Annotated in this window: 25 protein-coding genes and 2 pseudogenes; 22 read left to right on the top strand and 5 right to left on the bottom strand. The window is 67.1% G+C overall.

Translation table 11 applies throughout. The features are described 5' to 3' along the window. The first annotated feature begins 51 nt into the window (after window positions 1–51). The 3 genes from O1Q03_RS06405 (at window position 52) to O1Q03_RS06395 (ending at window position 2,968) form a co-directional block, all read left to right on the top strand. A complete protein-coding gene (locus tag O1Q03_RS06405) occupies window positions 52–630 on the top strand; it encodes a MarR family winged helix-turn-helix transcriptional regulator (RefSeq protein WP_269502264.1) in 579 nt (192 codons plus the stop codon). A gap of 144 nt (window positions 631–774) precedes the next feature. After that, window positions 775–1,683, top strand: a complete 909-nt coding sequence (gene nadC, locus O1Q03_RS06400) for a carboxylating nicotinate-nucleotide diphosphorylase (protein ID WP_269502263.1) — start codon at window positions 775–777, stop codon at window positions 1,681–1,683. 97 nt (window positions 1,684–1,780) lie between these two features. After that, window positions 1,781–2,968, top strand: a complete 1,188-nt coding sequence (locus O1Q03_RS06395) for a porin (RefSeq protein WP_269502262.1) — start codon at window positions 1,781–1,783, stop codon at window positions 2,966–2,968. An 80-nt stretch (window positions 2,969–3,048) separates the two neighbouring features. Here the strand turns inward: O1Q03_RS06395 and O1Q03_RS06390 are convergent, their stop codons facing one another. Then, window positions 3,049–3,315, bottom strand: coding sequence for a cupin domain-containing protein (locus O1Q03_RS06390; RefSeq protein WP_269502261.1), 267 nt, complete (start codon window positions 3,313–3,315; stop codon window positions 3,049–3,051). 177 nt (window positions 3,316–3,492) lie between these two features. Here O1Q03_RS06390 and O1Q03_RS06385 point away from each other — a divergent pair, with 177 nt between their 5' ends. From O1Q03_RS06385 to O1Q03_RS06375, 3 genes are all read left to right on the top strand, one after another. Beyond that, the gene (locus tag O1Q03_RS06385; RefSeq protein WP_269502259.1) at window positions 3,493–3,864 is read left to right on the top strand and encodes a CidA/LrgA family protein; all 372 of its coding nucleotides are present in this window, start codon (window positions 3,493–3,495) and stop codon (window positions 3,862–3,864) included. Further along, a complete protein-coding gene (locus O1Q03_RS06380; protein ID WP_269502258.1) occupies window positions 3,861–4,595 on the top strand; it encodes an LrgB family protein in 735 nt (244 codons plus the stop codon). The genes O1Q03_RS06385 and O1Q03_RS06380 overlap by 4 nt, the downstream gene beginning before the upstream one ends. Before the next feature lie 277 nt (window positions 4,596–4,872). Then, window positions 4,873–5,184, top strand: a complete 312-nt coding sequence (locus O1Q03_RS06375; RefSeq protein ID WP_269502257.1) for a hypothetical protein — start codon at window positions 4,873–4,875, stop codon at window positions 5,182–5,184. A 121-nt stretch (window positions 5,185–5,305) separates the two neighbouring features. Here the strand turns inward: O1Q03_RS06375 and wrbA are convergent, their stop codons facing one another. Both wrbA and O1Q03_RS06365 read right to left on the bottom strand, forming a co-directional pair. Next, complete coding sequence (gene wrbA, locus O1Q03_RS06370; RefSeq protein WP_269502256.1) at window positions 5,306–5,908, bottom strand: NAD(P)H:quinone oxidoreductase; 603 nt, start codon at window positions 5,906–5,908, stop codon at window positions 5,306–5,308. A gap of 61 nt (window positions 5,909–5,969) precedes the next feature. Next, on the bottom strand, window positions 5,970–6,695 hold the full coding sequence (locus tag O1Q03_RS06365) for a pirin family protein (protein WP_269502255.1): 726 nt from the start codon (window positions 6,693–6,695) through the stop codon (window positions 5,970–5,972). A gap of 128 nt (window positions 6,696–6,823) precedes the next feature. Here O1Q03_RS06365 and O1Q03_RS06360 point away from each other — a divergent pair, with 128 nt between their 5' ends. The 10 genes and pseudogenes from O1Q03_RS06360 to O1Q03_RS06320 form a co-directional block, all read left to right on the top strand. After that, complete coding sequence (locus O1Q03_RS06360) at window positions 6,824–7,708, top strand: LysR family transcriptional regulator (protein ID WP_269502254.1); 885 nt, start codon at window positions 6,824–6,826, stop codon at window positions 7,706–7,708. Between the two features lie 7 nt (window positions 7,709–7,715). Beyond that, window positions 7,716–7,868 (top strand): annotated as a pseudogene (locus O1Q03_RS40120) (lysozyme inhibitor LprI family protein); the annotation flags it as partial. A 318-nt stretch (window positions 7,869–8,186) separates the two neighbouring features. Further along, a complete protein-coding gene (locus O1Q03_RS06355; protein WP_269502252.1) occupies window positions 8,187–8,600 on the top strand; it encodes a DoxX family protein in 414 nt (137 codons plus the stop codon). A gap of 163 nt (window positions 8,601–8,763) precedes the next feature. After that, a complete protein-coding gene (locus O1Q03_RS06350; RefSeq protein ID WP_269502251.1) occupies window positions 8,764–9,708 on the top strand; it encodes a dTDP-4-dehydrorhamnose reductase family protein in 945 nt (314 codons plus the stop codon). A gap of 173 nt (window positions 9,709–9,881) precedes the next feature. Further along, window positions 9,882–10,454, top strand: coding sequence for a plasmid fertility inhibition factor family protein (locus O1Q03_RS06345; RefSeq protein ID WP_269502250.1), 573 nt, complete (start codon window positions 9,882–9,884; stop codon window positions 10,452–10,454). Between the two features lie 233 nt (window positions 10,455–10,687). Beyond that, window positions 10,688–12,037: a reverse transcriptase family protein gene (locus O1Q03_RS06340; RefSeq protein ID WP_269502249.1), complete on the top strand. Its 1,350-nt coding sequence runs from the start codon at window positions 10,688–10,690 to the stop codon at window positions 12,035–12,037. Window positions 12,038–12,401: 364 nt separating this feature from the next. Next, window positions 12,402–12,731: an H-NS histone family protein gene (locus O1Q03_RS06335; RefSeq protein ID WP_269502248.1), complete on the top strand. Its 330-nt coding sequence runs from the start codon at window positions 12,402–12,404 to the stop codon at window positions 12,729–12,731. Window positions 12,732–12,974: 243 nt separating this feature from the next. After that, a complete protein-coding gene (locus tag O1Q03_RS06330; protein WP_269502247.1) occupies window positions 12,975–14,222 on the top strand; it encodes an MFS transporter in 1,248 nt (415 codons plus the stop codon). Between the two features lie 76 nt (window positions 14,223–14,298). Next, window positions 14,299–14,862, top strand: a complete 564-nt coding sequence (locus O1Q03_RS06325) for a DNA-binding protein (RefSeq protein WP_269502245.1) — start codon at window positions 14,299–14,301, stop codon at window positions 14,860–14,862. 133 nt (window positions 14,863–14,995) lie between these two features. Then, window positions 14,996–15,244: pseudogene (locus O1Q03_RS06320) on the top strand (porin); the annotation flags it as partial. Between the two features lie 46 nt (window positions 15,245–15,290). Here O1Q03_RS06320 and O1Q03_RS06315 read toward each other — a convergent pair. Then, entirely contained in the window at window positions 15,291–15,794 is a 504-nt protein-coding gene (locus tag O1Q03_RS06315; RefSeq protein ID WP_269502367.1) for an APC family permease, read from the bottom strand. Window positions 15,795–16,074: 280 nt separating this feature from the next. Between O1Q03_RS06315 and O1Q03_RS06310 the strand changes: the two genes are divergently transcribed. After that, window positions 16,075–16,539 (top strand): helix-turn-helix transcriptional regulator, encoded by a 465-nt coding sequence (locus O1Q03_RS06310; RefSeq protein ID WP_269502243.1) that lies wholly within the window; start codon window positions 16,075–16,077, stop codon window positions 16,537–16,539. A 22-nt stretch (window positions 16,540–16,561) separates the two neighbouring features. Here the strand turns inward: O1Q03_RS06310 and O1Q03_RS06305 are convergent, their stop codons facing one another. Further along, complete coding sequence (locus O1Q03_RS06305) at window positions 16,562–17,461, bottom strand: LysR family transcriptional regulator (RefSeq protein ID WP_269502242.1); 900 nt, start codon at window positions 17,459–17,461, stop codon at window positions 16,562–16,564. 338 nt (window positions 17,462–17,799) lie between these two features. Here O1Q03_RS06305 and O1Q03_RS06300 point away from each other — a divergent pair, with 338 nt between their 5' ends. The 5 genes from O1Q03_RS06300 to O1Q03_RS06280 are packed head-to-tail and all read left to right on the top strand — an operon-like array spanning window position 17,800 to window position 24,079. Continuing rightward, window positions 17,800–19,440 (top strand): GMC family oxidoreductase, encoded by a 1,641-nt coding sequence (locus O1Q03_RS06300; protein ID WP_269502241.1) that lies wholly within the window; start codon window positions 17,800–17,802, stop codon window positions 19,438–19,440. 43 nt (window positions 19,441–19,483) lie between these two features. After that, complete coding sequence (locus O1Q03_RS06295) at window positions 19,484–20,923, top strand: aldehyde dehydrogenase family protein (RefSeq protein ID WP_269502240.1); 1,440 nt, start codon at window positions 19,484–19,486, stop codon at window positions 20,921–20,923. 53 nt (window positions 20,924–20,976) lie between these two features. Next, window positions 20,977–22,224, top strand: coding sequence for a methylaspartate ammonia-lyase (locus O1Q03_RS06290; RefSeq protein ID WP_269502239.1), 1,248 nt, complete (start codon window positions 20,977–20,979; stop codon window positions 22,222–22,224). Between the two features lie 51 nt (window positions 22,225–22,275). Next, window positions 22,276–23,454 (top strand): CaiB/BaiF CoA transferase family protein, encoded by a 1,179-nt coding sequence (locus tag O1Q03_RS06285; RefSeq protein WP_269502238.1) that lies wholly within the window; start codon window positions 22,276–22,278, stop codon window positions 23,452–23,454. A gap of 13 nt (window positions 23,455–23,467) precedes the next feature. Beyond that, the gene (locus O1Q03_RS06280) at window positions 23,468–24,079 is read left to right on the top strand and encodes an aldolase/citrate lyase family protein (RefSeq protein WP_269502236.1); all 612 of its coding nucleotides are present in this window, start codon (window positions 23,468–23,470) and stop codon (window positions 24,077–24,079) included. The last annotated feature ends 144 nt before the right edge of the window (window positions 24,080–24,223 follow it).

Here is a 24,223-nt window from a genome sequence, read left to right as displayed (position 1 = left end):
GTAAAGCGATATGATTGTCAGCACTTCGGTTACAACGACGGCGAGGATGGTATGGCAGCAACACGTTCTTCGGGCACGGGCGGGGATCCCGGCGCGAACCCGATCCTTCGGCACTGGCGCGACGCGGTGCCGGACGATCGTCTTGCCCACCTGGTGAAGGACGCGGCCCGCGCGATGATTCGCGGGCTGCAGATGCGCCTGGCGCAGCATGAAGTCTCATTCGGTCACTGGGCGTATCTGCGCGTGCTGTGGGAAACCGACGGATTGACGCAGAAGGAACTCAGCGACGAGACCGGCACGACGACGCCCACCACGTTCAGCGCGGTGTCGGCGATGGAAAAGCTCGGCTACGTCGAGCGCCGCTATGCACCCGACAATCGCAAGAACACGCATGTGTTCCTCACATCGCGGGGCAAGGCGCTCAAGGGCAAGCTCGTGCCGCTGGCGGAAGAGGTCAACGAGATCAGCGTCAACGGGTTGAAGTCGACGGAGATCAACGTGGCGCGCAAGGTGCTGCTGACGATCATCGAAAACATGGCGCGCGATGAAGCCGAATCGGACGATCCGGCGCGCCGCATTCCGTCCACGCGCGAAGTAGGCAATCTCATCGCAACGCGCGGGGAAGAGTGACGCAGCAGCGGTCATGCACCGCCGCACTCAGGTCAATCCCAGGGTGGTCGTTTTATTAAATCTCTAATAATATGGGTTCCGTGTCGGCGCGCAGTTGCAAGCGATCTGCGTGCCGTTTTCCCGGCTGATGATACGGAACCCTGAATGGATGCAACGACCCGCGCGGCAATGGTGTGCAATGTCCGAGATGCGCTCTCGGAAGATGTCGGTGAAGTCGACTGGACGTCGGAGCTGATCGATCCCGATACGATGTGCGAGGCGCTGCTCACCGTACGTGAACCGGCCGTACTGTGCGGCCGGCCATGGTTCGATGAAACGCTGCTGCAGGTGGACCCGCGTATCGCGGTCGAATGGTGCGTCGACGAAGGCGAGCGGATGCGCGAAGGGCAGACCGTCTGCCGGATCGCAGGCCCGGCACGCGGCGTGCTGACCGCTGAGCGGACGGCGCTCAATTTCCTGCAGCTTCTTTCCGGCGTGGCGACCGCGACGCACGCGATGATGTGCGTCGTCGAGGGCACGGCCGCGCAGGTTCTCGATACGAGAAAGACGCTGCCGGGGCTCCGCCTTGCACAAAAGTACGCGGTGCGCATCGGCGGCGGCAGGAACCATCGTCGCGGGCTTTACGACGGCATCCTGATCAAGGAAAACCACGTGGCTGCCGGCGGCGGCATTACAGCGACGATCCGGGCCGCGCACGCGCTCGGTGCCGGTGTGCCGATGCAGGTCGAGGTCGAGACGCAGGGCGAACTGGTCGAAGCACTGGCAGCCGGCGCCGTGTCGATCCTGCTGGACAATTTCTCGCTGGAACAGATGTGCGACGCCGTGCGCATCGCCGGCGGACGCGCGGAGCTCGAAGTATCCGGCGGCGTCACGCCGGATACGCTGCGCGCGATTGCCCAGACCGGGGTTCAGCGCATTTCGGTGGGCGCGCTCACGAAGCACGTCAAGGCGATCGACTTTTCGCTGCGGTTCGCGACGCTGGCCGCGCCGGTCGAGCGGGAGCCGGCTACCGACCGGAGCCGGTGTCGCAAACGCCGTAACGTGCGCGGCTGACGAACACCCGGTCGACGTGCTTCGCTTTCGACACGCCAAAGCTTTCAACAATATTCAGTAGTACGGATTTCATGAACGAACTATCAGAGGAGACGAGATGAAGGCAGGGAAATGGATCGTGATGGCTGCCGGGACGAGCATGGCTGGCACGGCGCTTGCGCAAAGCAGTGTGACGCTGTACGGGTTGCTCGACGTCGGCGTGAATTATCAAAGCAACGCGGGCGGCAAGTCGCTCTACAACATGACGTCCGGCATGCTCAACGGCGACCGGTTCGGATTGCTCGGCAAGGAGGATCTGGGCGGCGGCCTGGCGGCGATATTCCGGCTGGAAAACGGCTTCGACATCGCCAACGGCAAGCTGGGGCAGGGCGGACTCCTGTTCGGGCGGCAGGCGTATGTCGGCCTGTCGAGCCGGTCGTACGGCACCGTGACGCTCGGCCGGCAGTACGATGCGATCGTCGAGTTCGTCAATCCGTTCGCCGTGGCGAACACGTGGGGCGGCCCGGCGTTCGGGCATCCCGGCGACGTCGACCAGATGGCGCACACCAATCGCGTCAACAGTTCCATCAAGTACGTGAGCCCGGAGTTCCACGGCTTCACGGTCGGCGGGCTATACGGGATCAGCGGCATGCCGGGGGACTTCTCGCGCAACCAGGTTGTGTCGGTGGGCGCGGGTTACCGGCGCGGACCTTTGTCGGCGGGTGTGGGGTATTTGAACGTGCGGCAGCCCAACGCGTCGTTCTGGGGCGATTCGGGAGCGCCAGCAGCGGTATCGAACGGCGTGCCAGGCGCGAACTTCGGCGGGTCGCCGGTGACGACCGGATTCGCGTCCGCGCATTCGCTTCAGGCGATCGCGGTGGGCGCGCAATACCAGCTGGGACGCGCGACACTCGGCGCGAACTACTCGAATACGCAGTTCCGCGGGCTCGGTGATCGATCGGCAGGACCGGTGCCGGCAGGCGGCATCGGCGGGACGGCGACCTTCAATACGGGCGAGCTCAATTTCTCGTGGCAGGCCACGCCGGCAATTTTGCTCGGCGCCGCTTATCAGTACACCAAAACGTCAGGCGTGAGCGGCCGGACCGGTGCAAGCTACAACGAGGCGGCACTCGGTGCATCGTATTCGCTGTCCAAGACCACGCAGCTCTACGTGATCGGCGTTTACCAGAAGGCTGGCGGGACCGATTCGACCGGCCACGATGCGGTGGCGTCGATCTACAACCTGTCGCCGTCGACGACGAATCACCAGGTGTATGCGCGCGTCGGGATTCAGAAACGGTTCTGATGCGGGATGAGCCGTAGCGGCGGCTCGGCGCGCCGGCGCGCCCGCGGGGCGCATGCCCGCCGTTCCTGCTTCCGGCCAATTCAATCAATCGCGTACACCTTCCGTACCGGCTCGATGACGTCCCACCGCCCGGTCCAGCCGGGCGGCAGGATCACCAGGTCGCCGGCGCCGATTTCGATCACCTCGCCGCTCGCAGCGTCGGTCAGGTTCGCGCGGCCCGAGATGATATACGTGAACTCCGTATCGGGCCGGTCGACGACCGGCCAGCCGCCCGGCTGGCATTCCCAGACTCCTGGCTCGCGGCCGGCTGTGGGGCGGGGCCGTGGCGCCGGCACCCGAAAGTGCATGATGATAGTGGCTGCGGGCGGCCGGTGGCCGGGCGACGCACCGCGCCCACAGCCCATCCCGCAGCCATTGTTGGTACGATCGCGCGTATCGTCGTATCGTCCACGCCGGCGTCTTGCCGCCGGCCTGCCGGCCGCGCGGCCGCATGTCGGCGCGGCCACGTTCGGGAGAAGCGGTTCATGTTGCAGGCGTTCGCGGTCTTGCTGACCTTCCAGTGTCTCGGGGAAGGCGTGTCCTATCTGTTCGGCCTGCCGGTGCCGGGCCCCGTCATCGGCATGCTGCTGCTGTTCGGTTTCGTGATGCTGCGCCCGCAGGTGGCCGACGCGATCGAGCCGACCGCGCTCGAACTGCTGCGCCATCTGTCGCTGCTGTTCGTGCCGGCCGGCGTCGGCATCATGGTGTCGGCCGATCGCGTGCGCGGCGATGCGCTCGCGGTCGTCGCCGCGCTGGCGGTGAGCACGACGCTCGCGATCGCGGTGACGGCGCTCGTCACACGCGCGTTGCTGCGGCGCCAGCGGCGCGCGGATGCCGCTGCGGAGGGCACGCAATGACGGCCTTCCCGAAACTCGGCGCGATCTGGGTCTATCTCGCCGCGACCCCGCTGCTCGGCCTGACGATCACGCTGATCGCATACCTCGTCGCGCAGGCCGTCTATGCCCGCGCGCGCTTCAATCCGCTCGCGAATCCGGTGCTGATCGCGGTCGCGCTGATCGTCGTGTTGCTGACGCTCACGCATACGCCCTATCCGACGTACTTCGAAGGCGCGCAGTTCGTGCATTTCCTGCTCGGGCCGGCGACCGTCGCGCTCGCGTTGCCGCTCTACCGCCAGTGGGCGAAGCTGCGCCGCGCGGCGGTGCCGCTGCTCGTCGGCCTGCTCGCGGGCTCGCTGACCGCGATCGGATCGGCGGTCGGCATCGCCGCGCTGCTCGGTGCGTCGCACCAGACGATCGCGTCGCTCGCGCCGAAATCCGCGACCACGCCGATCGCGATGGCCGTCGCGCAGCAGATCGGCGGGATTCCGTCGCTGACCGCGGTGCTGGTGATCTCGACCGGGATCTTCGGCGCGGTGTGCGCGCGCGGGATCCTCAACGCGCTGCGCATCGACGAGCCGGCCGTGCGCGGCTTCGCGCTCGGCGTCGCGTCGCACGGGATCGGCACCGCGCGCGCGTTCCAGGTCAGCGAGGAGGCCGGCGCGTTCGCCGGGCTCGGGATGGGGCTGAACGGCGTGCTGACGGCGTTCGTCGTGCCGATCCTGCTGCCGATACTGTCGCGCTGGATCTGAATGGTGCCGCGAAACGCGAGCCGCAAGCCCCAACCCGCGCGTGGGGTACCGACCGCGCGATGCTATCGATTTCCCTGATGGCCGCGCGACGCGCGCCGGCCGGCCGGTCGCGTGCCGCGTACGTATCGCTGCCGTTATCAGGAGAATTCAGGAACGGGCACGGACATTTGTGCAACGATCGGCTAACGTTGCATCGGCGCTGTGTTCGCACGCCGACGTCGGTCGCATGCGTGCCGGCGTTCGACCCACAATCAACAATCGACAAGGAGATCCGGCCATGACGAAGTCTCGCGTGGTTTCGGTGGCAGTGGCAGTAACGGCGTCGTTCGGTCTGCTGTTGACCGCCGCGCCGGCGGCATACGCGCAGGATCCGGCGTCCGCACCGACGCAGAAGCAGCTCGACAAGGCGCAGAAGAAAGCGGCCCGCAAGGCGGCCCGCGCGCGCCACGCGACGGACCTGAAGGCGATCGGCACGGGCAGCGGCTATCGGCTGACCAACGATCAGAGCAACTATCCGCAGAACGCGGTGGAGAAGGCGCCCGCGACGAAGGCGGCGCCCGCGCCCGCCGCACCGGCATCGGGGCAGTAACGGCTCACGCTCGCGCAAAAAAAAACGGCGCGGGTTTCGACCGGCGCCGTTCGTTCGTCCGCGTCCCGCGCAGGCGGCACGCGCCGCGGTCCCGGGCTTCCCGGGACGCGCGGCACCCGTGTTACGACGCGAGCTTGGTCGCGAGTTCCGCGACGTGCTTGCCCTGGTAACGCGCGATATCGAGTTCGTTCGCGCTCGGCTGACGGCTGCCGTCCGCGCCTGCGAGCGTGGTCGCGCCGTACGGCGTGCCGCCCGTGATTTCGTTCATGTTGACGAGCCCGCTGCATGCGTAGGGCACGCCCACGATCACCATCCCCTGGTGCAGCAGGGTCGTGTGGAACGACGTGATGGTCGTTTCCTGGCCGCCGTGCTGCGTGCCGGTCGACGCGAACACGCTGCCGATCTTGCCGACGAGCGCGCCTTTCATCCACAGGCCGCCGGTCTGGTCGAGGAAGGTGCGCATCTGGCCGGCCATGTTGCCGAAGCGGGTCGGGGTGCCGAAGATGATTGCGTCGTAGTTCGGGAGTTCGTCGACGGTCGCGACGGGCGCGGCCTGGTCGACCTTGACGCCGATCGCCTTCGCCTGGTCGACGGGAATGGTTTCCGGCACGCGCTTGAGCGTGACCTCGACGCCGGGCACCGACTTCGCGCCTTCCGCGACGTGCTGCGCCATCGTTTCGACGTGCCCGTAGGACGAGTAGTAAAGGACGAGTACCTTGGCCATGTTGCGAATCTCCGATTAATAAGGCCCCGCATTCAGCGGGGCCTGGTTTTCCGAACGGGCGTTATGCCCAGTCGGCCGTCACTTCGACCGGACGCAGGTCGAATACCAGCACTTCGGCATCCTTGCCGTCGGCGAACGTCAGCGCCTGCTCGCCGCGGATGCGCGCGCCGTCGCCTTCGCCGAACGCCACGCCGTTGACCGTCACGCTGCCGCGTGCGACATGCACGTAGGCGAAGCGGTCCGGTGCCAGCTCGAGCGTGGCGCGCTCGTCGCCGTCGAACAGGCCCGCGTAGATTCGCGTGTCCTGCCGGATCGTCAGCGAACCGCCGTTACCGTCGGGCGACACGATCGGCGCGAGCTTGCCGCGCTTGTCGGCTGCCGCGATATTCGTCTGCTGATAGCGCGGCTCGGCACCCTTCTCGGCCGGCCCGACCCAGATCTGCAGGAAGTGGACGGGCGTGCTCTGCGAGTGGTTGAACTCGCTGTGACGCACGCCGGTCCCCGCGCTCATCAGCTGGACGTCGCCCGGCACGATCACCGACCCGGTGCCCATCGAATCCTTGTGCTCCAGTGCACCTTCGAGCACGTACGACAGGATTTCCATGTCGCGGTGCGGGTGCGTGCCGAAGCCGCCACCCGGCGCGACGCGGTCGTCGTTGATCACCAGCAGGTCGGAGAAGCCGACTTGCTTCGGATCATAGTAGTTGGCGAAAGAAAACGTGTGACGGGAGCTGAGCCAGCCATGCTCGGCACGGCCACGTTGGTTTGCTGCACGAGTCTCGATCATGATGTTGTCCTGTATGTCCGCCAGACCTCGGAAGTGGGCCCGGCCGTTCGTTGAGATGAATCTTAGGTCAATCTATTTGACAAATAAATGGCTGAAGAGATAATGACTGTCTCTTTGGGGTGGACAATATGGAACTCAACGACCTGAGGATCTTCGTCGCGACGGTCGACGCGGGCAGCTTCACGGCCGCGGCCGATCAGCTGATGCTGTCCAAGCAGTTCGTGAGCCGGCGCACGATGGCGCTCGAAGCCGCACTCGGCGTGCGTTTACTGCATCGCAACACGCGCAATCTCGCGGTCACGGAGTCGGGGCAGGAGTTCTATGCGCGCGCGCAGCGGATCCTCGCCGAGGTCGCCGATGCCGAGCAGGCGATGTCGGTGCGCAGCACCGAGCTGCATGGCTCGCTGAAGATCAGCGCGCCGCTGTCGTTCGGGATCACGCACCTGTCGCCGCTGATCGCCGAATTCCTGTCCGCGCATCCGGCCGTGCGGCTGAACCTCGACCTGACCGACAGGCGTGTCGACGTGATCGGCGAAGGCTTCGATCTCGTGCTGCGGATCGGCGCGCTCGAGGATTCGACGCTGATCGCGCGTGCGCTCGGCGCGTGGAAGATGATCGCGTGCGCGAGTCCCGCATACCTGAAGCGGCAGGGCACGCCCGCGACGCCCGCCGAGCTCGCGGGCCATACGTGCCTGATGTACGGGCGCGAACGGCGCGTCGGCTGGGAGTTCCGGGTCGATGGCGCGCCGCGTACGTTCGACGTGCAGGGCCCGCTCATCGCGAACAACGGCGAAGTCGTCCGCGACGCGGCGATCGCCGGGCTCGGCATCGCGCTGCTGCCGCATTTCATCGTCGGCGCGGCGATCGACAGCGGCGCGCTGGTGCCGGTGCTCGACGCGTATGCGCCGTCGCCGATCACGCTGAACGCTGTGTTTCCGCAGCATCGGGAAGGGTTCGTCACGCTGCGCACCTTCATCGGGTTTCTCGCGGAACGGCTGGACGCGCGCGGATAGCCGGCTGCGTCGCGGCACCGATCGGTGGATCGGGCTGCTCGTGTGCGATGCGCACGACAACGTGCGGATGCGCTATTACACCAACGCGCCGGCGCGGAAAAAGACCACTCGCGCATGGCACGACCATCTCGACAAGACGCTTCGGATAGACATGATGTGATGCGCCGGGATGACGGGCCGGCACGCGCGCCGGCTCATCATGACCCGTTTGTTACGTGACAATTGTCCACAGTTTTGTGACAGCGAATCTTGTTTTGACGGATTGATGATTTCTGGCGGGACAGTAGACTGCACCCGTGCTTCGCCAGAACCGATCGCAAGCGCGCCACCGCGGCGCGCCACGGGCGGATTCTTCGGCGACGGGCCATCGGCCCGTGGTCCGACTGCGCGAGGAGTGTTTCGTTGCCGACCCGTAGGTTCGCCGTCCCGGCGGACGTCGGCAGCGGATGCGTCAAACCGTCAATTCAAGGTGAGTGCTATGCGTTACGTTTCGCTGGAGTCGAAGAAGGACGAGCTGCTGCTGGCAGCCCGCGTGTTGCTGATGGTGCTGTTCGTGCTGTTCGGCTGGCAAAAGCTGAACGGCTTCTCGGGTACGGTCGCGTACATGGCGTCGACGGGTTCGCCGTCGCCGGAGCTGGCGGCGGTGATCGCGGTGGCGGTCGAGCTGGTCGGCGGTGCGCTGATCGCGATCGGCTTCTACACGCGTCCGCTCGCGCTGTTGTTCGCGGTCTATACGCTCGCGACCGCGCTGATCGGGCATCGCTACTGGCAATTGCAGGGGATGGACCAGTACGTGGCGATGATCAACTTCTACAAGAACATCAGCATCATCGGCGGGCTGCTGTTGCTCGCGGTGAGCGGGCCGGGCCGGTATTCGCTCGACCGCAAGTGAGATAGCACGGCAGTTCGTGCGGCATCACGGACCCGGTGCGCGCCATCGCGCACCGGGTTTTTTCATGGCGAGCGCATCGGCGACGTCCGGGCGGCACTCGACAGCGGCCGCCGGTTCCCGTATAGATCGGGATCCCAATGTTTCCCGTTCATCGCCGACCACCGTGCCGCATCCGACCATCGTTCTCATCGGCGCCGCCGGCCTGCTTGGCCGCGCGGTCGCCGCGTCGCTGTCGCGCGAACCGTCGCTCGACCTGATCGCGACGATCCGGAACCCGCAACGCGCAGGCGCTGCCCGCATCGCATTGCCGCCGGACAACATCGTCACGCTCGACGCACTCGACCAGCCGGCGCTCGAACATCTGTTCGACACGCGCCGGCCGGCCGCCGTGATCATCTGCGCGGCCGAACGCCGCCCCGACGTCTGCGAGCGCGACCCGGCGGGCGCCCGCGCAATCAACGTCGACGCCCCGGCCCGCATCGGCGCGCTCGCCGCACGATACGGCGCATGGACGCTCGGCATTTCCACCGACTACGTATTCGACGGCAAGGCCGCGCCTTACCGCGAAGACGCGACGCCGAACCCGTTGAACATCTACGGCCGCACGAAGCTGGAAGGCGAAGCGGCATTGCTCGCCGCATCGCCGCTGTCCTGCGTGCTGCGCCTGCCGTTGCTGTACGGCCCGATCGTCGACTGGAGCGAGTCGGCCGTCACGAGCCTCGTGCCGGCGATCGTCGCGTCCGCGCGGCCGGGCGCAACCGCGGTCGGCATGGACGCGTGGGCGATCCGCTACCCGACCTACACGCCCGACGTCGCGCAGGTGATCCGCGACCTGACGCTGCGGCATCTCGCGGGCGCGTCGGTCACGGGCATCCGCCACTGGTCCGCCGAAGAACCGATGACCAAGTACGACATCGCGCGGCGGATCGCGGCCGCGTTGGGCATCCATGCAGCGCTCACGCCGATCGACAAGCCGACCGACGCGACGCCGCGCCCGTACGACTGCCATCTGGATGCATCGCGCGTGCGCGCGCTCGGAATCGACCCGGCGAAGCCGTTCGACACCGCGCTGCAAGCCGTGCTGCGCGACGCGCCGCCGCTGCCGTAAAGCCGGCGCGGCGGGGTGCCGCTGCACGGCGCGCCGGTCATCGTGCGTGCACGGAAAGGCGATACACTGCGCTGGTTTCCGCTTGACGGGGAGCGTCAGGGCCGCGGGCCGGCGCGGCTGGTTCGACGATGTCCTGGCGCATTCGAACAAATCAAGAGAGAAAGAGAGGGCCCATGCTGACACGTCTTCGTATCGGACTCGATCGCGCGCGCGACCTGCGCGACGCCAGCCGACCATCGCCCATTCAACCGCGCCCGCAGGCCTGCGAGCTGATCGACCTGAGCGCCACGCGTGCGACCTGGCGCGTGCCCGTTCCCGGCCAGGCCGATTGCTATCTGGCCGCGACGCCCGGCGAAACGGAACGCTACGTCGTGCATATCGATGCCGACCGGTTCTATGCGCTATGGCTCGGCACGAGCCCGGCCTTCCCCCGACTCGATTCGCAGGATTGCGTGCCGCGCCGGATCATGCCGCTCGATCGCAAGTTCTCGACGGCCGCCGCCGCGTTCCGGGGCGGCCGCCTCACGCCGGTCACGTTGCCGCCGGTCGGCTACTGGCTCGAGGGCAGCGGCTACGAAGTCGCGATGAGCGACGGCATGACGCGCACCTACTGGCTGCTCGCGAATCGCGTGCGATCGTTTCCGGTCCGCGTCGACGACGCGACCTGGGCGACGATGCTGAACAACATGGCCGGCGTCGGCGTGACGCCGATCGCGTTCAGCGCGCTGTTTTCCCGGCGCGCATGAGCGGCGCGCGGTCCGTCGCATTGACACCCCGCGTGCGCGGCCAGTAAAGTCGCGTCGCGGGGCGGTGGGTCAAGCACACCCCGGGAACAGGCAGCCGATGTTCCAGGACTACGGGGCTACCCCGTGGATGAGACCGACACGCCGAAGCGTCGCAAGAGCGCAGATTGCGCGTTGCGCAAGACAGCTCTCGCAGCACCTGTCACGTTGACTCATCGTTCCGCCCTTTCTTCCTCATGCACACGTCCCTGTTCGACACTGCGCGCACGCTTGCCGAAGCGATGCTGGCCGGTTCTCCGGAACGCGGCGGCGTCGTCGACCGGATCATGGCCGTGCTCGGCGACGCGCCGCCCTGGGCACACGACGTGGCGGGCGACGCGCTGGCCCGCTTCGGCGCGCAATGGGCCGACGTCGATATCGACCGGCTTGCCGACATGCTGGCCGATGCGCCGGCGTTCCTGAACGCGTGGTACGGCCCGCATCGGCCGGTCGTGATGCGCGTGGTGCGGCGCCCGCCGGTGCAGCGGCAGTTGCCGAGTCGGCTTGCCGAATGCGACGTGCCGCCGTGGCCGACGTGCGGCGATCTTGCGGCGTGGCTCGGCGTGAGCGCGGCCGAGCTCGACTGGCTGTCCGACCGCTGGCGCGTCGACGCGCGTAGCGCCGATACGCCGCTGCATCACTACACGTACACGGGCTACGACAAGCGCAGCGGCGGCTGCCGGCTGATCGAAATACCGAAGGGCCGGCTGCGCGAAGCGCAGCGGCGCATCCTGCACGGGCTGCTCGATCGCATTCCGCCGCACGACGCGGCGCACGGTTTTCGCAAGGCGCGCGGGATCGTGTCGTTCGCCGCCCCGCATGCGGATCGCGACGTCGTCGTGCGTTTCGATCTCGCGGATTTCTTCGTATCGGTGCGGGCGGCGCGGGTGCATGCGCTGTTCGACACGCTCGGCTATCCGATCGAAGTCGCGCGGACGCTGACCGCGCTGTGCACCAACCGCGTGCCGTCGGCGCGGCTGCTCGCGCCCGACCTGCGCGACCGGCTCGACTGGACCGCGCGCCAGCGCTACCGTTACCGGCATCTGCCGCAGGGCGCGCCCACGTCGCCGGCGCTGGCGAACCTGTGCGCGTTTCGCCTCGACATGCGGCTCGCGGCGCTCGCGCGTTCGCTCGGCGCGACCTATACGCGCTATGCGGACGATCTCGCGTTCTCGGGCGGCGGCGTGCTCGCGCGCGACGCCGAACGGCTGGCGCTGCGGGTCGCCGCGATCGCGCTCGACGAAGGCTTCTCGCTGCAGCTGCGCAAGACGCGCGTGATGCGGCGTGGCATGCGGCAGCAGCTGGCCGGCGTCGTCGTCAACCGTCACCCGAACCTCGCGCGCGACGAGTTCGATCTTCTGAAAGCTATCCTGACCAATTGCATGCGTCACGGGCCCGCATCGCAGAATCGTGCGGCCCACGCGGACTTCCGCGCCCACCTGGCCGGGCGGGTCGCGCACGCCGCCGCGCTGAACCCCGCGCGCGGCGCGAAGCTGCAGGCACTGTTCGATCGGATAATATGGGACACGCACTGCCCGGGCACGTAAATCGTCGTGCGCGCGTCGGCGCTTGCCGTTCATCCGCACGGGCGCGGGCCGATCGAAAAAGTCTTCGAACACGGCGCTTGCGCGCTGCTATCATTCGCGCCATGCCGCGCCTGCGCAGGGTGCGGCGCCCGGCGGTGAGGAGGTCGCCGCCACGGTTCGCCGCACGTTCGCGCGCGGTGCACCGGGTGTTGCGTGCCGAATCGGTGCGGCTTTCGATGCTCGCATTTGCCTTCGGCAATCTTCGAAAGCCTTGCGGATTTCAGGCAAACGATTCACATATTGCAACACTGATTGGCGGAACTTCGTGATAGGTTCAGCCATCGGACGTTTTTTGAATAAAAACATGCCCAAAGAGGATGAGTACATGACCCAGGCCCTGCAGGAACTCGAAGCACAACTTCGGGACCTGAACATCAAGCTGTCGGAAGCGAAGCAGAAGGAGAAGCAGGCCGCGCTCGCGGCATTCAAGGAACAGGTCCAGCTATTGGGCATCTCGCAGCAGGAAGTGCTGAGTGCCCTCGGCTACATCGTTCAGCGAAAGCGCAAGTCGCCGGCCAAGTACTACGACCCGACGACGGGGCGCTCGTGGTCGGGCCGCGGCCCGAGGCCGAAATGGCTCGAAGGCAAGGATCTCGACACGCTGCTCGTCGACCGCGAGGCCAAGACCTGGTGGCCCGGGGACGACCAGGGCTGATCCAGCACGGCGCCGCTTGATACGCGCCGGCGCAATGCCGGCCACGCGTCGCCGCCCCGTCCTTTCGATGTCCCGCCCCCGCGCGGCATCGCCCGTTTCATTTTTCAAACCGATTACTTTTCGCGTCCCGCGTCCCGCTTCGGAAAGCGGGACGCGGTGCTTTTCCGCGCGCGCCCGTTTACCGGCCCGTCATGCGCCGTATCTGGCTTTAGAATGTCGCCCGGACATTTCCGGCACAACACCATGGCAGCAAACATGAAATCTTCGGCGCTCGGCGATCCGGCGGCGCCGCGCGGGGAACAGGTCGGGTCGTACGCGTGGAAGGCGCTGGCCGGCTCGGCGATCGGCTATGCGATGGACGGCTTCGACCTGCTGATTCTCGGCTTCATGCTGCCCGCGATCACCGCGGCGCTGCAGCTGACGCCCGGGCAGGGCGGCGCGCTGGTTACGTGGACGCTGATCGGCGCGGTTGCCGGCGGCATTCTGTTCGGCACCCTGAGCGATCGGTACGGACGCGTGCGCGTGCTGACCTGGACGATCCTGCTGTTCGCGATCTTCACCGGCCTGTGCGCGTTCGCGCAGGGCTTCCGCGATCTGCTCGTCTACCGGACCATCGCCGGCATCGGCCTCGGCGGCGAGTTCGGGATCGGCATGGCGCTCGCCGCGGAAGCGTGGCCGGCGACCAAGCGGGCGCGCGTGTCGTGCTACGTCGCGCTCGGCTGGCAGGCCGGCGTGCTGCTCGCCGCGCTGTTGACGCCGTTTCTGCTGCTCCATATCGGCTGGCGCGGGATGTTCGTGGTCGGCGTGCTGCCCGCGCTGCTGGCATGGGTGCTGCGCAACCGGCTGCACGAGCCCGAGGTGTTCGTGCAGCGCGCGACGCAGCCGCGCGTCAACACGTTCCGGATGCTGGTCGCCGACGGCCGCACCACGCGCACGAGCGTTGGCATCGTGATTCTCTGTGCGGTCCAGAACTTCGGCTACTACGGGATCATGATCTGGCTGCCGACCTTCCTGTCGAAGCAGATGGGCTTCTCGCTGACGAAGTCGGGGCTGTGGACGGCGGTGACCGTGATCGGGATGATGATTGGCGTGTGGGTGTTCGGGCAGTTCGCCGATCGCATCGGGCGCAAGCCGACGTTCCTGCTGTACCAGCTCGGCGCGGTCGTGACGGTCATCGCGTATGCGCGCCTGTCCGACCCGACGACGATGCTGTGGGCCGGCGCGCTGATGGGGATGTTCGTCAACGGGATGGTCGGCGGATACGGAACGTTGATGTCCGAAGGTTATCCGACAGCCGCGCGCGCGACCGCGCAGAACGTGCTGTGGAACATCGGCCGCGCGATCGGCGGGTTCGGGCCGGTCGCGGTCGGCGCGCTGGCCGCGCACTACTCGTTCCAGACGGCGATCGCGCTGCTCGCCGGCCTCTACGTGCTCGACATGGTCGCGACGCTGTTCCTGATTCCCGAGCTCAAGGGCGTCGAACTCGAATAGCGGCATCGGCAGCCGGGCGCGATGCAGCGCGCCGGCGCCGCCGAATACTCACCAACCATCTCCACCGGAATTCACGATGCAACGCGACAACCTGACGATCGGCGTGATGGGCTCGGGCAAGGAACCGTGGCTCGCCTACTCGGAGCCGCTCGGCGCATGGCTCGCGCAGGCCGGCTTCAATCTGCTGACGGGCGGCGGGCAGGGCGTGATGCTCGCCGTCGCGCGCGCGTTCGCCGGCGTGCCGACGCGCATCGGGCGCTCGATCGGCATCCTGCCGACGCAAGCCGATCTGCACGCCGGCTTCGTGCCGCTCGCCGGCTATCCGCATCCGTTCGTCGAGATCCCGATCCTCACGCCGCTGCCGCGCCGCGAACCGGGTGCCGATCCGCACACGATCAACCGCAACTACGTGAACGTGCTGAGCAGCGACCTGATCGTCGCGTTGCCCGGCGGCCACGGGACGGCCGAAGAGATCGCGCTGGCGCAGCGCTGGCGCAAGCCGCTCGTTTGCTTCGGGCCGGACGGCGCGTTCCGGGAGCTCGCGCCGGGCGCCGCGTGCACGTCGTCGCTCGATGATGTGATCCGGTTCATCGAAGCCACGTTCGAGCCGGTGTCTTCGCGCGGGGCGCTCGCGCCGTGATAGTCGCGTTGCGCGGAGGGAAGTCCCGCCTGCCGTCCCACCTCGGAACGACGGCTCGGCTTCCTCGACGCACGCGTCGGCACGGCGGCCGTGCGTTTTCGTTACCGTGCGGCCATGACGTGCGGCGTGTGTATCCGCTCGTGCGGTGCTGCACTGGAGGCCGGCGGCGGTGTGGGATTTCGGTGCGGGCTATGCGTACACGCGTTCGACCGAAGCGAACGGCATCGCCGATAGTGCGCAATATCAGCAGTTCAACCTGTCGCAGTACTACGTGTTGTCGAAGCGCACCGGACGGTATCTGCTCGAAGCGTATCAATATGCGAAGGGCAAGACGCTCGCCACGAGCGGCGCAGGCAGCATCGTCGATGCCACCGCGATGCTGGCGGCGACTCGTCGGCGAAATATCACATGGTCAGTGTCGGCGCCGACTACAACCTGAGCAAGCGGACCGACGTGTACGTGAGATGGCCGGCTCCCGCGCCGTGATAGAGCGCGTAGAGGCCGACTGCCGAGAACACGATCAGCACCAGCATCTGCGTGTACATGAAGAACCTGTTGACGGCCGCGGTGGCCTGGACGCCCACGTAGTTCGTCACGGTCCCGATGCCGAGAAACATCGCGATCCACACCCAGCGAGGAATGACGGGAAACAGCTGCGACAGCGCGGCTGCGGCGACGACGTAGGTGAGCGCAGGGATCAGCAGATAGTCGAGGATGAGCATCCAGCCGGCGATGAATCCGGCCATGTCGCCGATGCCGCGTTGCGCGTATGCATACGCGGAGCCGGCGATCGGAAAGTCCTCGGACAGCACCTTGTAGCTGAGCGCGGTGAAGAACATCGCGACCATCCCGATGATGTACGCGAGCGGCACCATGCCGCCCGACGCGTCCGACACGTAACCGTAGATGGCGAACGGCGCGATCGGGATCATGAACACGATCCCGTAGATCACCAGATCCGCAAGCGTCAGACTGCGCTGCAGCTCTTGCTTGTAGCCAAACGAGTCAGTTGACATGATGGTTCCCTTCACGAAGGCTGATGAGCCGGGTTGAACGTCGAAGCGGCGCGATCAGGCCGGGGCGATCGCGAACACGCGTGCCGGGAAACCGGTCGCGCCGCGCACCTTCGGGAACGCGACGACGACGAGCGCGCCGGCTTCCGGAACCGCGCTGGCGGAAGCGACCTGGGAAGATGCGTTCCTGCCGCACCTGATGATGCGGCTGTGGGACGGAACGGCGGCTGCTCACGTCACGGACCGCCTGCTCGCGGACGGCGCGTTGACGACGCTCGTCACGCATCTGCTGCAACTGGCCGGCGCCGTCGAGCGCCCGATGAAGCACGTCGCACTCCCGTCGTGGCGGCTCAAGCGCATCGTCGACTTCGTCGAAGCGCATCTGCACGAGGAGATCGATCTCGCCGCGCTGTCGGCTGCCGCGGGGCTCAGCGCCCGGCACTTTTCCCGCGCGTTCCGGGAGGAGGTCGGCGAAACGCCGCATCGATGGCTGATGGCGCGTCGCACGGAGCGCGCGATGGAACTGCTCAGGGCGGACCGGCTGCCGCTGGCGCAGATTGCGGACGCCTGCGGGTTCGCGAGCCAGAGCCATCTGTCGCGCGTGTTCAAGCAGATCACCGGCGAAACGCCCGGCCGCTGGTTTCAGTCGATCAAGACGAACTGAGCGCGCCGGCGGGCCGACCGGCTCAGTGCCGAGCGCTGTCGTCGTGCTTCGACCACGACGCGACGGCCTCGACGATGTGTTCGTGCATCGCCTTGGCGGCCGGGGCGAGGCCGTCCCGGCCGAGCGACGCGACGGCGATCGCCCGGCTTTGCGCCGGGTAGAACGGAAACGCCTGCACGGCGCTCCGGTAGTTGAGCAGCGCGAGCTCGGGCACCACGCTGATTCCCAGCCCGCTTTCGACGATCGCGATGATGGCCGCGTCGTCGATGGCGCGCGCGCGGGACTTGACCGAGACCTTGTGGCTCGCCAGCAATTGCTGCGTTTCCTTGCCGTAGCCTTCTCCCTGCAGCACGACCGGATGCTCGGCCAGCTCGGCGACCGTCATGTAGGCCCGGCTCTTCGGCACGAAGCCGGCCGGTGCGATGCAGACGAGCGGATCCGCGTAGAGCGGCGTCACGTCGAGCCCGGGCGCCGCCGGCAGCGTGATGAAACCGAGGTCGACCTGGCTCTTGACGATCCATTCGGCGACGTCGTCGTACCCGCCTTGCTCGATGACGACCTCGATGTTCGGGTAGAGGTCCGCGAACGACCGGATGATCTTCGGCAACCACGCGACGCTCACGCTACTGAACGCGCCGATGCGCACCGTGCCCGATTCGAGCCCGAGCAGCTTCGACGCCTGCTGCTCGAGCTTCTCGTTGCTCTGGAGCACTTCGCGCACGGCAGGCAGCAGCGCTTCGCCGCCGGCCGTCAAGCGCACGCCGCTGCGGTTTCGGCGGAATAGCGTGAAGCCGAGATCCTGCTCGAACGCGGCCAGCGCATGACTCACCGCGGACGGCGACAGGTTCAACTGATGCGCGGCCGCGGCGAAGCTGCCCCGTTCCGCGATCGCGACGAAAATCTCGTATGCACTCAGCGACATCGCATTGTCTTCAGTGAAAAATATGAATCTGTGGTTTCGATAAATCGAATCATTGCATGATGACGCGCGGGATGGCAATGGGCAGCGGGAGTCGAGCACACGCCCGCTACGGCCGTCAAATCCAGATTCCGCAACGCCACGCGCCTGTCAGGGTTTCCCTCGAATCGCTCGATAGATGAAAGTCTTGCATCTGACGGTGCATGTAAATCGCTTTTTTTATTTAAAGCCGCTCCCTACCATTCGTCCACTCCCGTTGGCGGGGTCGGCACGCGTCATTGGCCTCCGGGCCGACGGCACGTCCGGAGCGATGAAACAGCAAGCAGCGAGAGGAGCGAAGCGTGAGCGCAACGAATGAGAACGCCCAAACCTACGACTATGTGATCGTCGGCGCCGGATCGGCAGGATCGGTCCTGGCGGCGCGACTGTCCGAGGATCCGGCGGTGACGGTCTGCGTGCTGGAAGCCGGATCGAGCGATGCGCGTCCGTACATCCGGATTCCGTCCGGCTTCGTCAAGACGCTCACGCAGCCGCAGATCACGTGGCAATTCAAGACCGAGCCGTCGGCGGGTAGCGGCGGGCGGCGGATCTCGACGACGCAAGGGCGCGTCGTCGGCGGGTCGAGCTCGATCAACGGGATGATGATCGTCCGGGGCCAGCCCGGCGATTTCGACAGCTGGGCTGCGGACGGCAACCCGGGCTGGGGCTATCGCGACGTGCTGCCGTATTTCGCACGCTTCGAGCGGTTCATGAGCGCCGACGGCGACGGCATTCGCGGACGCTCGGGCGCGATTCCGGTCACGCCGATGGACTGGTTTCATCCGGTATCCGAAACGTTCATCGATGCGGCAGTCGCCGCCGGACACAAGCGCAATTCCGACTACAACTCGGGCGATCAGGAAGGCGTCGGCTACTTCCAGCGCACCATCGAGAACCGGTTTCGCGTGAGTGCGTCGATGGCGTTCCTGGCGCCGGCCCTCAAGCGCGGCAATGTCGAACTGATCGCCGGCGTGCGGGCGCGGCGCGTCGTCTTCGACGGCAAGCGCGCCGTCGGTGTCGGGTTCGTCCGGCGGCCGGGCGGCGACGAAACCGTGGTCCGCGCGCGTCGCGAGGTGATCGTGTCGGCGGGCACCGTGAACACGGCGCGGCTGCTGCAGATCTCCGGCGTCGGCCCGGCGAACCTGCTGGCAACGCTGGGCGTCGACGTGATCCATGCGTTGCCCGGCGTGGGCGAGAATCTCGGCGATCACTATTCGGCGCGCCTGGTGATGCGCGCGCGCCCCGGCACGACGACGCTGAACGAAATGGCGCGCGGCCCGCGCCTCGCGTGGCAGGTGATGCGCTGGCTGCTCAAGAAGCCGAGCGTGCTGACGCTCACGCCGTCGCAGGCGCATCTGTTCTGCAAGTCGAAGCCCGATGTCGACACGCCGGATCTGCAGTGCGTGTTCGTGCCGGGCAGCTACCGCGAGGGCAAGCACTACGTGCTCGACGACTATCCGGGCGTGACCGGCGGGTGGTGGCAGCACCGGCCCGCGAGCGTCGGCTACGTGCATGCGCGCTCGACCGACGTGTTCGAGGATCCCGTCATTCAGCCGAACTATCTGTCGCATCCGGGCGATCAGGAGGTGATGGTCGCCGGCATGAAGATCATCCGCGGGCTGCTCCATTCGCCGACGCTCGCGAAATATCTGCTCGAGGAAACCGTTCCGGGCGATGCGGTGAAGACCGACGAGCAGATGCTCGATTTCTGCCGCCACCACGGCTCGACGGGTTTTCATCTGGTGGGCACGGCCCGCATGGGCCCGCAATCCGATCCGATGGCGGTGGTCGACAGCGCGTTGCGGGTGCACGGTTTGGAAAACCTGCGGGTCGTCGATGCGTCAATCATGCCGAGGATCACCTCCGGCAACACCTACGCGGCGACGCTGATGATCGCCGAAAAGGCCGCGGACATGATTCGCGGCAGGCAATGCGCGGCGTGACGCGCCGATGATCCCTCTCAAACCCCACTTGCAGGAGACGGCCATGGCCGACTTGAATCTTGACGCTCATCTCTTCATCGACGGCCGCTGGGAAGAGGGGCGCGCCGGTGCGCAGCCCAACATCGATCCCGGTACCGGCGAAGCCGTCGGCCTCGTGACGCTCGCCGACAGCGCCCAGGTGCAGGCCGCGCTCGATGCCGCGAGCCGCGCGTTCGCGGCCTGGAGCGCGATGCCCGGGCATGCGCGCGGCGCGATCCTGAAACAGGCGGCAGTGCTGCTGGCCGGTCGCGTCGACGAGATCGCCCGCGGGCTTCTTATGGAGTCCGGAAAGACGCGCGCCGACGCCATCGGCGAAATCCGGCGGACGATCGAAACGCTTGCATGGAACGGCGAGGAAGCCGGCCGTATTGCCGGCAAGGTACACCAGGGTCTCGTCGACGGCAGCACGCGCGTGTCGGTGCCGACGCCGCTCGGCGTCGTCGTCGCGATCACGCCGTGGAACTTCCCGGCCGTGCTGGTCGGACGCAAGCTCGGCGCCGCGCTGGCCGCCGGCTGCACGGTCGTGCTGAAGGCATCCGAATTCACGCCGTACAGCGCACGGGCGATCGTCCAGACGCTGGTGGACGCCGGTCTTCCCGACGGCGTGGTCAACCTGGTCTACGGCGATCCCGTGGCCGTCAGCCAGCAATTGCTGGCATCGCCGGTCGTGAAGGGTGTGTCGTTTACCGGCTCCACGCAGGTGGGCAAGCAACTGGCGGCGCTCGCTGCGCCGAACCTGATCCGTCCGATCCTCGAGCTCGGCGGTCATGCGCCGGTGATCGTGTGGCGCGACGCGGACGTCGACCGCGTGGTCGCGATCACGGCGCCCGCGAAGTTCGGCTCGGCCGGTCAGTCGTGCGTGGCGCCGACGCGCTACCTGGTACACCGCAACGTACACGATGCATTCGTCAAGGCGCTGGTCGCGAAGGCCGAGACCTACCGGATCGGGCACGGCGAGGCGGACGACGCGACGCTCGGGCCGGTCGCGCACGGCGGCCGCGTGGCGGCGTTCCTGCATTTGATCGACGACGCCGTCGCGAAGGGCGCGGTGATCGAAACGGGCGGCAGAAAGGTGGAGCGCGCCGGCTATTTCGTCGAACCGACGGTGTTGTCATCGGTGTCGCGGGACGCGGAGATCCTGCTCGAGGAACCGTTCGGTCCCGTCGCGACCGTGCAGGCCGTCGACTCGCTCGACGAAGCCGTCGAACTCGCGAATGCGACGCCGTATGCGTTCGCCGCGTATGTGTTTACCGACTCGATTCGCGTGCGGGACGACCTCGTGCGCCGCCTGAACGCATCGAACATCGGCGTCAACCAGACCGCGCCGTCGCTGCCGGACGTGGCGCTCGGCGGGCTGGGCAACAGCGGCTACGGCTACGAAGGCGGCACCGAGGGCGTGCTGGCCTACATGCATCTTCGGCTCGTCAGCCAGTCGGCCGGCTGAACCGCGCCCCGTTCACGCATTCGTATCGATTTCCTGAGATTGGAGTGTTCCGCTTGATTACCATTCAGAAAGTGTTCGCGAGCCCCGGTGTCGGCTCGTTCTTCTTCGACGACCAGGCCGCGATCAAGGCGGGCGCACGACGCGATGGCGCGACATACACCGGCACGGCGCGCACGCCGGGTTTCAACGCGGTACGCGAACCGTCCGAATCGGTCTCGGTGCTGCTCGTGCTGAGCGACGGCTATATCGCGAAGGGCGATTGCGCGAGCGTGCAATACACGGGCGTCGGCGGGCGCGAACCGCGCTTTCACGCCATGGAACTGGCTGCCCAGATCGAGCGGGAACTGGCGCCGCATCTGATCGGCCAGCAGGTTCGCTCGTTTCGCGACGCGGCGGCCACCGTCGAGACGATCGTCGACCGGCTGTTCGACGCGAAGCGCGCGACCGCGTACGGGGTGTCGCAGGCGCTGCTCGATGCGGCCGCGCATATCGCCGGTCACCATCTGATGGCGCAGGTCGTCCGGGACGAATGGAAGATCGACGCGCCGCTCGCGGCGGTGCCCGTGTACGGTCAGTGCGGCGACGAACGTTACACGAACGTCGACAAGATGATCCTGAAGCGCGTGCCGGTCATGCCGCATGGCCTGATCAACACGCCCGACCTGGTCGGCGAAGGCGGCATCGCGCTGGAACGGTACGTCGACTGGCTGCGCGAGCGCATCGCGCAACTGCGCCCCGCGGCCGGTTACCAGCCGGTCCTGCACATCGACGTCTACGGGCTGATCGGCACGGTCGCGAACGGCTCGATCGAGAAGACCGCCGACATCATCGCGCGACTCGAGCAGGCGGCCCGACCGCATGCGTTGCGCATCGAGCATCCGCTGGATGCCGGCGGCCGCGATGCCCAGATCGACGCGCTGGCGAAACTGCGCGAGGCGTTGAAGGCGCGCGGCAGTCGCGTCGCGATCATCGCCGACGAATGGGCCAACACGGTGCAGGACGTTCATCTGTTCGCCGCTGCCGGCGCGGCCGACATGATCCAGATCAAGACGCCCGACCTGGGCTCGCTGCACAACTCGATCGACGCGATCCTCGACTGTCATCGCCACGGTGTCGGCCCCGTGCTGGGCGGAACGTGCGCGGAGACCGACCTGTCCGCGCGCGCGACGACTCACGTCGGCGTGGCGACCGGCGTCACCCAGATGCTGGCGAAGCCGGGGATGGGCTTCGACGAGGGCTACACCATCGTCTGCAACGAAATGAACCGCGTGCTGCACATCGCCCGGGGGCTCGGCCTGTAACGGCCGGCGCGGCGACGCATTCGCACTGGAACCAGAAGAGGAACACAGCACATGACAGGCCCACTTGCCGGCATCACCATCGTTTCGCTGGAGCAGGCCATCGCGGCTCCGTTCGCCACGCGGCAGCTCGCCGATCTCGGCGCGCGCGTGATCAAGATCGAGCGGCCCGGCGTCGGCGATTTCGCGCGCGCGTACGACGAACGGGTGAACGGTCTCGCGTCCCACTTCGCGTGGACCAACCGTTCGAAGGAGAGCCTGACGCTGAACACCAAGCACGCGGACGCCGACGACATCCTGCACGCGCTGCTCGCCGACGCGGATGTGCTCGTGCAGAACCTCGCGCCGGGGGCGACGGCGCGCATCGGTCTCGACTACGCGTCGCTGAACGCGCGCTATCCGCGACTGATCGTATGCGACATCTCCGGCTATGGAGACGACGGCCCTTATGCGACGAAGAAGGCGTACGACCTGCTCGTTCAGGCGGAGGCCGGATTCCTGTCGGTGACCGGCACGCCCGACGAGATGGTCAAGGCCGGCTGCTCGATCGCGGACATCGCCGCGGGCATGTACGCGTATTCGAACATCCTCGCCGCGCTGATCCAGCGAGGAAGAACCGGGCAAGGTTGCCGGATCGACGTGTCGATGCTCGAGGCGATGGCGGAGTGGATGAGCTTTCCGTTGTACTACGCATTCGACGGCGCGGCGCCGCCGCCGCGCGCCGGCGCATCGCATGCGACGATCTACCCGTACGGGCCGTTTCGCGCGGGCGACGGCAAGACGGTGATGCTGGGGCTGCAAAACGAGCGCGAATGGGCGAAGTTCTGCGAGATCGTCCTGGAGGCCAGGGACGTGGCGACGGACGCGCGTTTCGCGACGAATGCGAGCCGCAGCGAGCATCGCGTCGAGCTACGCGCCATCATCGATGCCATGTTCGCCACACTGGACAGCGATCAGCTGGTCGCGAGGCTGGACGCGGCGGATATCGCCAATGCGCGCGTGAACGATATGCAGGGCGTGTGGGACCATCCGCAGCTCAAGGCTCGCAATCGCTGGCGCGTGGTCGACTCTCCGGTTGGGGAAGTTCCGGCACTCCTGCCGCCGGGCGGCACCGCCTTTGCGCAGCGGATGGACCCGATTCCGGCCGTGGGCCAGCACACCGACAGCATCCTGGCCGAGCTCGGCTTCGACCGGTCCAGGATCGATGCGCTGCGCGCGACCGGCGCCATCTGACCGGAGGTACACGATGACAACACATGACGATGCCGTGACCTACCTGTTCGTGCCGGGCGACCGTCCGGAACGTTTCGAGAAGGCGGTTCGCTCCGGTGCGGACGTGGTGATCGTCGATCTCGAAGATGCGGTTGCGCCATCCGCCAAACCTGCGGCACGGCGCGCACGCGCCGAGGCGTGGACTTCGCTGTCGGCGCTCGCGCACGAGACGGGCGTGGCGCTGTGTCCGCGGATCAACGGTTTGCGCGACGCAGCGTCGGGCGAGGACCTCGCTCTGTGCCAGGCGTTGAAGCCGGCGCTGGTGATGGTGCCGAAGGTCGAATCCGCGACGGAGCCGGTGAATTTACAAGAGATTGTGCCGTCGGAGTGCGACGCGCCGCGCGCGCGTGATTTCGGCTTCACCGCGAAGCTGTGCATCCATCCGAAGCAAATCGGCGCGGTCGACGCAGCGTTCAACGTGACGGACGACGAGCTGGCGTGGGCCGGCCGCGTCGTTGCGGCATCGGAAGCGAGCGAAGGCGCCGCGACGACCGTCGACGACGTGATGGTCGATGCGCCCGTGCTGCTTCGCGCGCGGCGCGTCATCGCGCGTCACGCCGGACAGCAACGACGCACGGCAACGTAAGCAGATTTCCCGCCCACCTCGTCATGATCGAGGCAGGCGGGACACCTTTCGACCCGTTGCCGCCGCGACGCGTCAGTGGGTCGGAAGCGATTGCAGATCCGGCGAATGTGCCGGCAACCCGGAGTGAAGCCGAGGGCTTTACCC

The sequence above is a fragment of the Burkholderia sp. IMCC1007 genome, assembly GCF_027257875.1.
Classification (GTDB): Bacteria; Pseudomonadota; Gammaproteobacteria; order Burkholderiales; family Burkholderiaceae; genus Burkholderia.
This window is presented reverse-complemented; position numbering and strand designations above follow the sequence as displayed.